Origin of the sequence: Microvirga soli (genome assembly GCF_016734765.1) — a bacterium.
Lineage (GTDB): Bacteria > Pseudomonadota > Alphaproteobacteria > Rhizobiales > Beijerinckiaceae > Microvirga > Microvirga soli.
Genome location: NZ_JAERQE010000082.1, coordinates 1 through 12828, shown reverse-complemented (window position 1 = coordinate 12828; position 12828 = coordinate 1). Strand labels below are relative to the sequence as shown.

Annotated in this window: 12 protein-coding genes and 1 pseudogene; 8 read left to right on the top strand and 5 right to left on the bottom strand. The window is 63.0% G+C overall.

Annotated elements, in window-relative coordinates; all coding sequences use genetic code 11:
- Positions 1–65: 65 nt before the first annotated feature.
- The 3 genes from JKL45_RS27990 (at position 66) to JKL45_RS27980 (ending at position 2016) form a co-directional block, all read left to right on the top strand.
- Positions 66–893, top strand: a complete 828-nt coding sequence (locus tag JKL45_RS27990; protein WP_201865070.1) for a hypothetical protein — start codon at positions 66–68, stop codon at positions 891–893.
- A 150-nt stretch (positions 894–1043) separates the two neighbouring features.
- Positions 1044–1499 carry a DUF1801 domain-containing protein gene (locus JKL45_RS27985; protein WP_201865069.1) on the top strand — a complete coding sequence of 152 codons (456 nt, stop codon included), beginning with the start codon at positions 1044–1046 and terminating at the stop codon, positions 1497–1499.
- Positions 1500–1518: 19 nt separating this feature from the next.
- On the top strand, positions 1519–2016 hold the full coding sequence (locus tag JKL45_RS27980) for an NADPH-dependent FMN reductase (protein WP_201865068.1): 498 nt from the start codon (positions 1519–1521) through the stop codon (positions 2014–2016).
- A gap of 27 nt (positions 2017–2043) precedes the next feature.
- On the opposite strand, the gene JKL45_RS27975 is transcribed toward JKL45_RS27980, so the two are convergent.
- Positions 2044–3420 (bottom strand): T6SS phospholipase effector Tle1-like catalytic domain-containing protein, encoded by a 1377-nt coding sequence (locus JKL45_RS27975; protein ID WP_201865067.1) that lies wholly within the window; start codon positions 3418–3420, stop codon positions 2044–2046.
- Positions 3421–4117: 697 nt separating this feature from the next.
- Between JKL45_RS27975 and JKL45_RS27965 the strand changes: the two are divergent.
- Positions 4118–5598 (top strand): annotated as a pseudogene (locus tag JKL45_RS27965) (methyl-accepting chemotaxis protein).
- Positions 5599–5620: 22 nt separating this feature from the next.
- On the opposite strand, the gene JKL45_RS27960 reads toward JKL45_RS27965, so the two are convergent.
- Complete coding sequence (locus tag JKL45_RS27960; protein WP_201865064.1) at positions 5621–6361, bottom strand: hypothetical protein; 741 nt, start codon at positions 6359–6361, stop codon at positions 5621–5623.
- Between the two features lie 297 nt (positions 6362–6658).
- Here JKL45_RS27960 and JKL45_RS27955 point away from each other — a divergent pair, with 297 nt between their 5' ends.
- Together JKL45_RS27955 and JKL45_RS27950 are read left to right on the top strand one after the other, a co-directional pair.
- Positions 6659–7543, top strand: coding sequence for a LysR substrate-binding domain-containing protein (locus JKL45_RS27955; protein WP_201865063.1), 885 nt, complete (start codon positions 6659–6661; stop codon positions 7541–7543).
- Between the two features lie 118 nt (positions 7544–7661).
- A complete protein-coding gene (locus tag JKL45_RS27950) occupies positions 7662–8135 on the top strand; it encodes a cupin domain-containing protein (RefSeq protein WP_201865062.1) in 474 nt (157 codons plus the stop codon).
- A gap of 301 nt (positions 8136–8436) precedes the next feature.
- Here the strand turns inward: JKL45_RS27950 and JKL45_RS27945 are convergent, their stop codons facing one another.
- From JKL45_RS27945 to JKL45_RS27935, 3 genes are read right to left on the bottom strand one after another with little or no spacing between them, the layout of a single operon-like run.
- Positions 8437–9348, bottom strand: a complete 912-nt coding sequence (locus JKL45_RS27945; protein WP_201865061.1) for an MBL fold metallo-hydrolase — start codon at positions 9346–9348, stop codon at positions 8437–8439.
- Positions 9349–9394: 46 nt separating this feature from the next.
- Positions 9395–9853: a DUF6691 family protein gene (locus JKL45_RS27940; protein WP_201865060.1), complete on the bottom strand. Its 459-nt coding sequence runs from the start codon at positions 9851–9853 to the stop codon at positions 9395–9397.
- A gap of 3 nt (positions 9854–9856) precedes the next feature.
- Positions 9857–10282, bottom strand: a complete 426-nt coding sequence (locus JKL45_RS27935) for a YeeE/YedE family protein (RefSeq protein ID WP_201865059.1) — start codon at positions 10280–10282, stop codon at positions 9857–9859.
- A 154-nt stretch (positions 10283–10436) separates the two neighbouring features.
- Between JKL45_RS27935 and JKL45_RS27930 the strand changes: the two genes are divergently transcribed.
- Both JKL45_RS27930 and JKL45_RS27925 read left to right on the top strand, forming a co-directional pair.
- Positions 10437–11540: a DUF2778 domain-containing protein gene (locus JKL45_RS27930; RefSeq protein ID WP_201865058.1), complete on the top strand. Its 1104-nt coding sequence runs from the start codon at positions 10437–10439 to the stop codon at positions 11538–11540.
- Positions 11541–11608: 68 nt separating this feature from the next.
- On the top strand, positions 11609–12733 hold the full coding sequence (locus JKL45_RS27925; protein ID WP_201865057.1) for an alginate lyase family protein: 1125 nt from the start codon (positions 11609–11611) through the stop codon (positions 12731–12733).
- The last annotated feature ends 95 nt before the right edge of the window (positions 12734–12828 follow it).

Genomic DNA, 12828 nt, shown 5'->3' with positions numbered 1-12828 from the left:
TGCTCACGTCGCGCCACACGGCGTATCACCTGCCGGGGCTCTAACGGCGGCTGGATGAAACTTCAGTGGCAGGTCACAAACAATCAAAACCTGTGTCCGCCCAACCTATGTGTTTCGTTGTAGGTCCGATTGGGAAAGACGGCACAGAAGAAAGAAAACACTCAGACCTTCTGCTACACGCAGTCATCAAAGAGGTTCTCGAGGCGGAAGAATTTGGGTATGTTGTCAAACGTGCAGACGAAGATGCAGATCCTGGCATGATTGGCGACAGAGTTGTTACTGATATCATCCACGCTGATTTGGTTGTTGCCGATCTAACTGGCCTTAACCCGAACGCTTTCTATGAGTTAGGTATTAGGCATTCTACTGAAAAGCCAACTATCCACATGGCGAAATCTGGCACCCTACTGCCCTTTGATAATGTCAGCCATCGCACAATCTTTGTGGATTTGACCGCGTGGGACAGCATCAAACATGCAAGAGAAAGGCTTGCTGCATCAGCTAGAGCGATCAAGGAGCCAAATTATAGGGTGAGTAATCCAATCACTCAGGCGAACGCCAGTTTTAAGATGAGAGAGAGCGAAGATCCACGCGATCAGGTGATTACAGCACTCCAAGATAGGGTACTCGCACTTGAAGGCACAGCCATTCAGCCGACTTATTCCTCAAATCCGGCGTCCCAGCCTAGAAATTCAAGAATCCAAGGTCTGATAGACTATGCACAGAAGCTGTCCGACCAAAGAGTCGGCCAGAGGGTGATTGAAGTGTCGTTGCGAGCCTTCGCCAAAAAGAATGACCTTCCTCTAGAGACAATAACTTTTAAGTCTGATGCGATCGAACTGGAATTCCCAGATAGAGTCTATGAGGTGGCTATTCGATCCTCGCGAGCATGATCTAGCCTTGAAGGGGCAGAACTTCCCTGCAAGTGCGACATTTATGAGCTTGGGCTGGCCTCCGTTACCAGCTGCTATTTATTCTCCCAAAGCTTACCAGTAACGAAATATAGTAAAACCATTTATTACTGAGTATCGCTTAAGACACGAATGAGAACCGAGATCATGACGAGTGTGAAGTGCAACTCGATAAAGGGACGAGAACCACCCTCCCCCTCCCAAGAGATCGACGCGCATATCCAGCACCTGAACGACTGGCGCGGCGAGACGCTGGCGCGGGTCCGGGCGCTCATCCGGCAGGCGGTGCCCGATGTGGTCGAGGCGGTGAAGTGGCGGGGGGTTCCGGTGTGGGAGAAGGCCGGGATCATCTGCACGGGCGAGACCTACAAGGCCGTCGTCAAGCTGACCTTTCCCAAGGGCGCTTCCCTTGACGACCCGTCCCGCCTCTTCAACGCCAGCCTTGAGGGAAACACCCGCCGCGCCATCGATCTGCGCCAGGGCGAGACGCTCGACGAGCAGGCTTTCAAAACCCTCATCCAGGCCGCCGCTGCCCTGAACACTTCCAAGCCCGCCAAGCGCTCGAAGAACGCCCCGGCGGGCGCGTGAGCCCAGGTATCGCGACGCCATGAAGCTCCTCGGCCTCTCCGGCAGCCTGCGCGCGGGCTCGTTCAACACCATGGCATTGCGCGTGCTGCAAAAGCTCACGTCGGAAGGTGCCGCGCTCTCGCTTTATGATGGCATCGGCGCCCTACCCCATTTCAACCCCGATGTGGAAATGAGCGCACTCCCGGACGTGGTGGCCGATTTCCGTCGACAGGTGGCCGAGGCCGCAGCGCTCGTTATCGCCTGCCCGGAATATGCGCACGGCATTCCCGGCACGTTCAAGAACGCCCTCGACTGGCTGGTGGGCATGCCGGATTTTCCGGGCAAGCCCGTGATGCTGATCAACACCGCGCCCCGCGCCTCTCACGCCCAGGCAGCCCTCCGTGAAGTTCTCGCCACCATGTCGGCGCGGCTCGTACCGGAGGCTTGCGTGACCGTCGATCTGCGCGAGCCGGATTCGCACGCGCGGTTGCAGGCCGGGCTCCACGCCTTCATTCAAGTCTGCGGGGACGGTGCTTAAGCGCCACCCGCGGAACGGACGACGCGACTACACGGCGACCGGGCCGTCGTAGTACTGCCTCACATCCTGGTGGCGGCGCAGGTTTTCCGGGCGATACGGCTTCATCTCGTCGTAGTGCAGCACGGCGGGTTGCGCGAACCGCTCCTTGACGGAAGGATGCAGCACCGCGTCCTCGGGCACGTCCCGACGCCCTTTCTCCCAGAAACGGCCGAAGCGGCCGCTCTTGCACTCGTCGTGCTGGGGCCCGGCGGCGGACGGGTAGAGCTGGAGCACGTCGCCGTCGATCCTGATGCCGTGGGGCACGGCCTGGGCGGCCTCGACCATCCATTGCAGGGCGATGTCGGAGAGGCGGGATTCGTTTTCCGGATAGCTGCCGCCCACATCCGAGTGGTTGCCCGCAAACCAGACCTGCTCGAAGCGTCCGCCCTCATTGTCCATGCCCTCGTTGGTCCAGGGCACGCGGGCGAAATCGGCCCTGTTCTCGTCGATGGACAGGGCGTGCTTGGCATAGAGCACATCCGGATTGAGCTGGTTGTCGTAGAACTTCATCTTGAGATGGGTGACGTGCAGGGTCTCCCAGAACGTGTAGCCCTCGATGCCGACGGCATATTTCACGTAAGTCTTCAGAAAGCCGATCAAGCCGAGAACCGCAGCCGCGATCACGAGGAGCCCGAACCAGAAGGAGAATGTGTAGGCCAGGAGCGACAGGAGCCCGGCGGTTGCCGCCATGACCGCGACGGCGCCAAGGGCCAATGCCGCCATCAGGCCATAGCTGCCCAAAGCCGCCACCGTGTCGAACACGCCGATGAAATAGGGGATGGCGTTGGCCTTGCCCCCGGCATCGGAGCCGTGCTGCGCCCGGAAGCGCGCGGCGAGCGCCCTCCTCTGCTCCAGATAGGCCTCATCCTTCGGGGAGCTGACGTGCTGGTAGATCTTCTTGACCGCCTCGTCCGCAATGGCCCGCGTGCTCTTCGGATCGCGCCGCAGGGGCGTGCCGTCCTTCATGGTGGTGGGCACGCCGCAGAGACCCAGCACGGCGCCGAGGCACCGCACGGTGTAGGCGCCGCGGCTGAAGCCGAACAGATAGATCCGGTCGCCCGGCTCCCACAGGGTCAGGATGGCCGCATAGCAGTCGATGATGTTGGCGGTGAGCCCAAGCCCCATGGCCTGGCTGACCGTGTTGTAGGCCCAGCGCCAGATGCGGACCGGCGTCGAGGCCCCGAGCGCCTGCGTGCCAAGACCGGGATCGTAGAAGGCGAGCTGTTCGGCCGGATCGATGGACGAATCTGGCCCGATCCGCGTGGCCCGGAACAGCTTGTAGATGTTGCTGCGGCGCTCATCCGGCAGCAGCCCGCCGGCCTGGCCGGTGCCATCGGAGAAAATGAGAATGTTCTTGCCCGCCATCGGCCCACCCTCTCCTGCTGGTTGCGCCATTTAAGACAAGCAGGATGCGGCCCGGCAAGAGACGCCTTCCGTTTATCCCCTGCGCTGAGGCTCCGGACGGGAAGGACCCTCCTATTTCTGAAACTCCCCAGTCCTGCCACCCTCACCGTCATCCCCGGACTTGTTCCGGGGATCCACGTCTTCAACCCGGCTCAAGACGTGGATGGCCGGGACAAGCCCGGCCATGACGGAGAACGTTTGTTCCTGTTTTGTTCTTGACATATGCCCCAACCTTGGCTATAAGGTTTCTTAGATCTGTTCCTGAGAGGGGCGCGCTCGCGAGGCGTCGCAGTGTGGGAGCAGGCACGGTCCCGCCGCAGGGCTCGCACCCCTGTGATCGCGGGTGGCCGATCCTGGCATGCCTCCAGGTCCGCTGAAACAAACCGTGCGCGAAGAGCAGTTCGGCTCTTACCTTTCCACAACCATCGAGCCGGGCTGCCCAACGCGCCACCCTCGATCAACCTTCAGGCTCGCAGCTCACGCTGCGGGCCCACAGGTGCTGGCTGCAAGCACAGCAACCCAGCGCCACGCGTCAAAACGGGCTCATGCCGTAAAGGAGCCTAGTATTTACCGAATTTTCATTCAGACCCGGCGACACTTTGTTGGAAGTCTATTTTAGATCAACTTTTCCAGCGCTCCGAATTTCAGCCGAGGTTTCATGTTTTCTCTCTTCTCACAGACCAATGCCGATATCGGAGCCAAACTCGCCGCACTCGACCGTTCGCAGGCCATCATCGAGTTCGATCTCGACGGAAACATCCTGACGGCGAACCGCAATTTCTTCGATACGGTGGGCTATGGGCTCGACGAGGTCCGGGGAAAGCATCACAGCCTGTTCGTGGATCCCGACTTGCGCAGCAGCGCCGAATACGCAGCATTCTGGACGAGCCTGAAGCAGGGCGAATATCAGGCGGGCCGCTCCGGCGCTTCGGCAAAGGCGGGCGCGAGATCTGGATCGAGGCGAGCTACAACCCGCTTCTCGGCCGGGACGGCAAGCCGTTCAAGATCGTCAAGTTCGCCACCGACATCACCCGGCAGATGCAGGAACAGGCGGAGCTGAAGGGCCAGGTGGAAGCGATCCGCAAGTCGCAGGCCGTGATCGCCTTTGACCTCGACGGCAACATCCTCGAGGCCAATGCCAACTTCCTCGCCGCCGTGGGCTACTCGCTCGACGAGATCAAGGGCCGGCATCACAGCATGTTCGTCGATCCGGCCCTGCGCGGCGGTTCCGACTATCAGGCGTTCTGGCGCAAGCTCAAGGCGGGCGAATATCAGGCGGGCCAGTTCCGGCGGTTCGGCAAGGGAGGACGCGAGATCTGGATCGAGGCCAGCTACAACCCGATCCTCGATGCGTGCGGGCGTCCCTACAAGGTGGTCAAGTTCGCCACCGACGTGACCCAGCAGATGAACCTGCTGGGCCACCTGCGCCAGATCATCGACAGGAATTTCGGCGAGATCGGCACCGCTCTCGATCACTCGGATCAGGAAGCGCGGGAAGCCAATGCGGCGGTCACCAGCACGTCCAGCAACGTGCAGATGATGGCCTCGGCGGCCGAAGAGCTGGCGGCTTCCGTGGCCGAGATTTCCCAGAGCATGACGAATTCCAGGGCGGCGACCGAGACGGCCTTCAGCGAGGCCAAGGGCGCCAGCGAGTTCACCGAAAAGCTGTCGGCCGCAACGGCCGCCATGGGCGGAATCGTGGGCCTGATCCAGAACATCGCCGGCCAGATCAACCTGCTGGCGCTCAACGCCACCATCGAGGCCGCTCGCGCAGGCGAAGCTGGCCGGGGCTTTGCGGTCGTTGCCACCGAGGTCAAGAACCTAGCCGCTCAGGCGGCCCGCGCAACCGAGCAGATCACCACGGAGATCGATGCGGTCCAGAGCGTCTCCCACGGGGTCGTCGGTGCGCTGGCGAAGATCCAGGGATCGGTCGAGACCATGCGCGACCACGTGATCAGTGTGGCAACGGCGGTCGAGCAGCAGAGCGCGGTCACCCAGGAGATGTCGTCCAACATGCAGGGCGCGGCTCACTCCGTGGCGCGCATCTCCGGCAATATCGGGGCGATCTCCTCGGCGGTCGGCCGCGTGTCCCAGGCCGTCACCACCACGAAGGAAGCAGCACTCGTCCTCGCCCGCTGAACACAGGGAACAAGCGTCTTGGCTAAAGCCCGGTCTCCCCGGCTCCGCTGTCGGATGCGAGCGCGGATCTCCGCGTCGCCCGCTCGGCTGCTTCATCGGCGCATTTCTCCAGATGCGCCGCCTTGTTGATCACCTGGAGATTCGGCGCGCCCCAAAAGGCGAGCAGTTCGGGCCAGGGCTTCGAGCGGTGCTCGGACCAGACGGCGAAGAGCGGCACCCGGTGATCGACTTCCGCCGTCTTGAGCAGGCGGCGGCCGGTGGTGGCGCATTTCCGGTTCTGGCGCAGCTTCAGGGCCCGCAGGTGATCGGGCGGGGCCGTCCAGAGCTGCCAGGCCACGACGCAGGCGGAATGCCAGGTGGCGTTCCGGTTCGGCTTGCCGTCATCCCAGATGTCGCGATGCCATCCCAGCCTGTACACCGGCTGCCCGCACACGCAGCAATGCCCCGGCCCGCGGGCGAAGGCCGCCTCCCGGAAAGGCGCCGGCGGCATGCGGAAGGTGAGCGGCAGGCCGGCCTCCTTGTCGGACCCGAGCCTCCATTGCCAGCCGGCAGGCTGCCCGCTTTTCGCCGCGAGCGCCCGGGCCAGCCGGTCGGCCAGAAGCGGCCGGTGCCGCCAGTAGGATTCCACCGCCCGGCGCTGGGTCGGCGGGATCAGCGGCTGGCGCAGCGCGTGGGCGAGGACGCAAGGCGGAAAGAGCGCGGAGAGGCGTTTCTCAAGCCGGGCGCGGGCCTTCTGGTTCTTCTCGTCTCGCCAGGTGGACATTCCGGATCGGCTGCCTTGTGTGAATCGCTCCCACGTCTGTAGCCGCTCGTCTCGTCGAGGTGAACCGTGCCTCTTTCGAAGGGCAGGTCGGCAAGCTCCTCCAGGCTCATCCGCCGCAGGGCCGGATGGGACAGAGAATCGTCCTCCCACGTTCCGCTCAAACTCCCCTCGTTTTCCGATGCCGGGCGAAAGAATATCCGTCTGAGGATGGAGATCATGTTCAGCATGGCTGCATGCTGCGCCCCTCACCGACCGAAAGAAATGGCGTTTTTCTGCGCTCAAATATAGAAAAGCTATATGCGCAACCTGAACCGCTTTCATCTCAACGGCCTGCGCGCCCTGGAGGCGGCCGGGCGCCTAGGGAATTTGCGCTCCGCCGCCGAGGAGCTCGGCGTCACTGTCGGAGCCGTGAGCCAGCAGATCCTCAAGGCCGAGGAGCAGTTCGGTCGCCCCCTGTTCGAACGGCACCCGAAGGGCCTGAAGCCGACATCGTTCGGGGAGGACGTGCTGCGTTATCTCACCTCTGGCTTTGCTGAGATCTCGACCGGGCTGGCGCTCGCCGAGCGGCGGCGCGAGGGCGTGCTGACGGTCTCGGTCGCACCGGTGTTTGCCAGCAAGTGGCTGGTCTGGCGCCTGCAGGGCTTTCGCGAGCAGCACCCGGACATTCGCATCCGCATCGACGCGGATGTGTCGCTGGTCGACCCCGGCTCCTCGGATGTGGACGTGTGCATCCGGGTCGGCCGCGGCGGCTGGCCGAATGTGAAGGCCGACAAGCTGCTCGACCAGCTTGTCTTCCCGGTGTGCAGTTCCACCATCGCGGAGCGCCTGCGCCACCCTGACGACTTGGCCACCGTGCCGATCATCCGCGAACCGACCCCAATGTTCGGCTGGAATGCGTGGCTCGGCCTCAACGGTCTCGACGAGTCCATCCTCGGCGACGGACCGGTGTTTTCAGACGCGTCCCTGTGCCTCGATGCGGCAGTGGCAGGCCAGGGCGTGTTCCTCGGGTGGGAGACGCTCGCCTGCGACGCCATCGCCATGGGGCGCCTCGTGGCGCCCTTTCCGGACCGGTACGCAACGGGCATTTCATACTGGTTCGTAACCGCAAAGTCCGCCCCGCCGGCACGGGCCGTGGGTGCGTTCCGCGACTGGCTGAAATCGGAGCTGGCGATAGGGTCGTGAGAGGGCGCGCATTTTCTTGACAACCGCTCTTAAGAGGCAGAGCTTTTCCGCAGCGGCAGATGTCCATTCCTGACCGCCCTGTATGCGTTCGCCACATCACCCTGAACGGGAGGTCGCGATGCAACTCTTCACACTCAAAGCAGCCACTTGTGCCTCGGCTTTTCTCTTCATGCTCGTGCCCGCCACTGCGCAGCACCAACATGTCATGGCTAACCCCGGCGACGTCACTTGGAAGGATGGGCCGCCCTCCCTGCCCAAGGGCGCACAGATGTCGCTCCTCTACGGGGATCCCACGAAGGACGGCGTGTTCGTGATGCGGCTGAAGTTCCCGGCAAACTACAAGATCCCGGCTCACACTCATGCCGTCGATGAAGTGGTCACTGTCGTCAGTGGCCAGTTCAACATCGGCATGGGAGCCAATGTCGACCCTGCGCAGATGAAGGCCATCAACGCCGGCGGCGTGATCGCCATGGCGCCGGGAACGCAGCATTATGTGCAGGTCAACCAGGAAACCGTGGTGCAGCTGAGCACGCGCGGCCCATGGAGCATCGCCTACGTCAATCCGGCGGACGATCCGCGCAAGTCACAATAAGACTCGACCAACGGCTGGCATGAAAAAGCCCAGGCTCCGGGGCGAACGGGCGGGATGCCTGCGCATCTCTCGCCTCGCCTGCTACGGGCCTGGGCTAATCGGGTCCAGACGGGCGCTCGCATCGTCAGGCGAGCGCAGGAACAGGCCATGCCGGATTACATCCGTCCTGACACGGCCTCATCGATAGCAGGCGGTGACGCCCGCCGCTTCGAAGTCCACAACAATGTCCGCTGGGTCAGCCTGATATGGGGATTGGAATGCCATCCGCAAGGGGTGGAAACGCGATATCGTCCATCAGGCCTCAATCGCCCCACGGCGCATCCGGCAGGGCGTCGAGCGGGATCTTGAGGTAGCGTCTGCCGTTGCTCTCAGGCTTCGGCAAGCGACCGCCGCGGATATTCACCTGCAGGGCATTCAGGATGAGCTTCGGCATGGGCAATTCGCGGTCTCGGCCTTCGCGCAGGGCCACGAACTCTTCCTCGGTTGCCGCGCTCACGAGATGTTTGTTCTCCCGTCGCTGCTGAGCCACCGTGCTCTCCCACTGCGGAGCGCGGCCGCCCGGCATGTAGTCGTGGCCGGTGAAGAGGCGCGTGCTATCGGGAAGAGCCATAATGCGCTGAATGCTGTGCCATAGGGCCTTGGCCGAACCGCCGGGAAAGTCGGCCCGGGCTGTTCCACCGTCCGGCATGAACAGCGTGTCGTGAATGAAGGCGGCATCGCCGACGAGATACGTGATCGAGCAGAGCGTGTGGCCGGGGCAGAACATCACTTCCACGTCCAGGTTGCCGATCTTGAACGTCTCTCCATCGGCGAACAGGCGGTCCCATTGCGAACCGTCAGTCGGGAAGCTGTCGGGCCAGTTGTAGAAGGCCTTCCAGAGCTTCTGGACGCCCACCACCTTCTCGCCGATGGCAGTGGGCGCGCCGGTCCTGTCCTTCAGGTAGCCGGCGGCCGAGAAATGATCGGCATGCGGATGCGTGTCGAGGATCCATTCGAGGCTGTAGCCCTGCTGCTCGATATAGGCGAGGAGCTCGTCCGCCGAGGCCGTTGCCGTCGCACCGGACTTCACCTCGAAATCGAGCACCGGATCAATGATGGCGCAGCGTTTCGTCTCCGGATCCGCAACGACATACTGAATGCTGCAGGTGCGTTTCTCCAAGAACCCCTTGACGATGGGATGTCGGTGCTGAAAAGGCTCGGTCTCGGCTGGCATGGCGAAAACTCCTGTTCGGCCCATTGCAGGTGATGCGATCGAGGCCTCAGCCGTCGAGGTCGGAAGCGGCTTTGCCGAAGGTGACCTGTGGCCATTGCGCCGGCAAGACGCGAAAGAGTGCCATTCCGGCAATCATCGCGGCAAAGAAGACGAAGATCTCGACAGGAGCGAACGTCAACGCAACCAGAGCCGGCCCCGGACACAGTCCCACAAGGCCCCAGCCGATGCCGAACAGGGCGGCACCGCCAATCAGGCGAGCATCGAGGTCACGGCGGGTCGGAATCTCCAGGCGTGGCGCAAGAGCGGGAGTGCCGCGGCGGCGTGCAATCCAGTAGCCCAAAGCCGAGACGGCAACCGCACCGCCCATGACGAATGCGAGGCTTGGATCCCAGTTGCCGAAGATATCGAGGAAGGCCAGCACCTTGGCCGGATTCACCATCTGCGAGACGATGAGGCCGAGGCCGAAGAGAAGACCGGACGCAGAGGCGGAGAGGATCAGCGGCATGTCTCACGCTCCCACGACATGACGGGCGATGAGGACGGTTGCAACGGCCGTCGTCATGAAGACAAGGGTTGCCACGAGGGAGCGCGGTGAAAGCCTGCCGATGCCGCAGACGCCATGGCCGCTGGTGCATCCTCCCCCGAGGCGGGTGCCAAAGCCGACCATCAGACCTGCCACGACCAGGACAGGCACGGATGCCTCGATCGCAACATTCGGTAGAGCGCCCCCTGCAGCGCGATAGAGGAAGGGCGCAGCGAGCATTCCGGCAAGGAAAGCCAAACGCCAGCGGGCCTCGCCGGATGTCGGCAGGAGCAGCCCGCCAAGAATGCCGCTGATGCCGGCTATGCGCCCGTTCAACACGAGAAGCAGGGCAGCCGCCGCGCCGATCAAGACGCCTCCGATGAGGGCAGACGCGGGAGTGAAGTTTTCCATGACAGTCTCCGATCAACCTGCAGATTATCCTGATCTTAACCAAAGTATCGTTCAATCAGCACCAGTGAGAGTATTGCTTCCTAACGGCGCACCCGAGCTTGATCGCACGCTCTAACGCATCGTGCGAAGCGCGAGTTGTTGCGTAGAGTTTGCCATGGCCCACAAGCCTTATTCGTCCCTTCGTCGCGCGCCCCTCCGCCGGAACCGCAGCCTGCTGCCGACCGCTCTTCTCGTGGCGATATCGCTCAGTCCCGTCGCCCTCTTTGTCGATTTCGACCGATCCGGCAACACGGCGCCCGAAGCGCCGGCCGCCGGCATTGCGGCAAGCCCAGCGCCCGTGCCCGTGACGATGGCCTTCCTTGATCCGGCTCTGATCAATCCGAATCCTACCCTGAAGGCGGGCGCCCTCGCCTTCAAGCAGGATGCTCCTAACCAGCCCGGTTTTCGCTCGTCCGGACAGCCCGAGGCTCGCATCGCTCCTCAGGTGCCGGTGCCTGATCCGGCGCCTGCGGAGATCGCTCAAGTCGTCGCACCGGTGCCCACACTCGTGCCCCTGCCGGTCCCACGGCCGGCAGACCTGAAGACTACGAAGCCTTCCGGCTCTCCCCAGATGGCGAGCGCACCCGTGATGCCTCGCGCTCAGGCGGCGCCTGCCGCTACACCGGCCGACAACCGCAACTTCTTCGAAAAGCTCTTCGGAGTCCGCCCGGCCACCCCGCCGGATGCAGCCCTCAGCTATGCGGCTTTGGACCGGGGCACGGGCAGCATCGCGCCGACGGCGCGCTTCGGCTTCGGCAACAATCCCGCGAGCTCAGGCACGGCGGTCTACGACATCGTCGCCCAGACGGTCTACATGCCGAACGGCGAGAAGCTCGAGGCCCATTCCGGCCTCGGCGACATGATGGACAATCCGCGCCACGTGAATGTTCGCATGAAAGGCTCAACGCCGCCGGGCACCTACACCCTCACAGAACGCGAGGCGCTCTTCCACGGCGTGCGTGCCATCCGCCTCAACCCGGTGGGCGGCAGTGGCGCCATATACGGCCGAGACGGCATCCTGGCCCACACCTACCTGCTCGGACCGCGCGGCGACTCGAACGGCTGCGTCTCCTTCAAGGATTACGACAAATTCCTCCAGGCCTATCTCAGAGGTGAGGTGAAGCGTCTGGTCGTGACCGCAGGCCGGGGCCAGGACCTGCTGCCTCCGGTAGCCAGCAACCGAAACACCCAGCCGCGGCGCTTCGCCAGCGCGATCTGAGGCTCCGCCTCTGGCTTTGTAGCGCTGCGCGCCTACTTCCTGAGCGGAAGCAGCGCAGGAGTGGCGGAATGGTGCGGAACGCTGAATGGAAGATGAGGCGGGTTGCTGTGCGATATGCGCTGCTGCCCCCCATCATGGCAGCGTACCTGCTTGCCGCTTTCATGGGCGTCGCCCATGCTGAAGGCCCTGGCTATTTCGTGCCTGCACCTGCCAAGGATGATGTGCAGTCCAAGCCCAAATACGAGTGCGAGACGCCCGACGCGCCCGTTATCACCCTCGACACGCAGAGCAAGTACAAGCAGGACGACACCCAGCGCGCGACGATCGATGAGGACGCTGAGGAGACCTACTCGGAGGCTGTCGAGCCGCTGCGGGTCTATGGACGCAATCTGGTCAAGATTGCGAACGCCTATGTGAAGTCGAATCCGAAGAACACCGCCGCTGCGACCTGCGCCCTCACTTGGCTTGATGCCTGGGCCTCGGCGAATGCCATGACCGACATGCGGTCGAAGCAGGCGCAGTTCAATCTGAGCCGCGCTCTCAGCGGCTTCGCGTTGGCTTATATGCAGATCCGCAACGCGCCAGGCCTTGAGAACGATCGGAAGAGAAGGGTCGAAACCTGGCTGAAGACTCTGGGCCAGCAACTCGTCGGGCCCATGGACAAAAACAAGGGAACATCCGGCCGAAACAATCATCGCTACTGGGCCGGACTGGGCGCCGCTGCTGCCGGCCTAGCGTCCAACGACAAGCAACTGGCCCGCTGGGGCATCGACAGCGCCCGCATCGGCCTTGCGCAGATCACGCCGGACGGCACGCTGCCGCTCGAAATGAAGCGTGGCAAACGCGCCCGTGACTATCACATCTTCGCTGCCGATCCGCTGGTGACCATTGCCGAACTGGCGCGCAGCCAGGGGATCGATCTCTACGCCGAGCATGATGGAGCCCTCCAGCGGCTGGTGAACAGGGTAATAGCCTCCCTCGACGATCCAGCCTTCTTCGAGAAAGCCACCGGCACCAAGCAGGAAGACTATCCGGGCGACGGCACCGTGCCGTCATCCCGGATCGCCTGGCTCGAGATTCACCAAAGCCGCCGGCCCTCGACTGAGGCCGAGGCAGTGTTGAGCAAGAAGCGTCCGACAAGCTCGAGCGAGATTGGCGGCAATACGACGCTGCTGTTCAATGGTGCAGAGTGAGGGCGTAGCGCTCTCACTCGCTAAAGCGCTTTTGATCTGGGCTTGAATCCATTCGGGTGGGCTGCGCGTTGACTAGGATATGGCCCGGGAGGCAA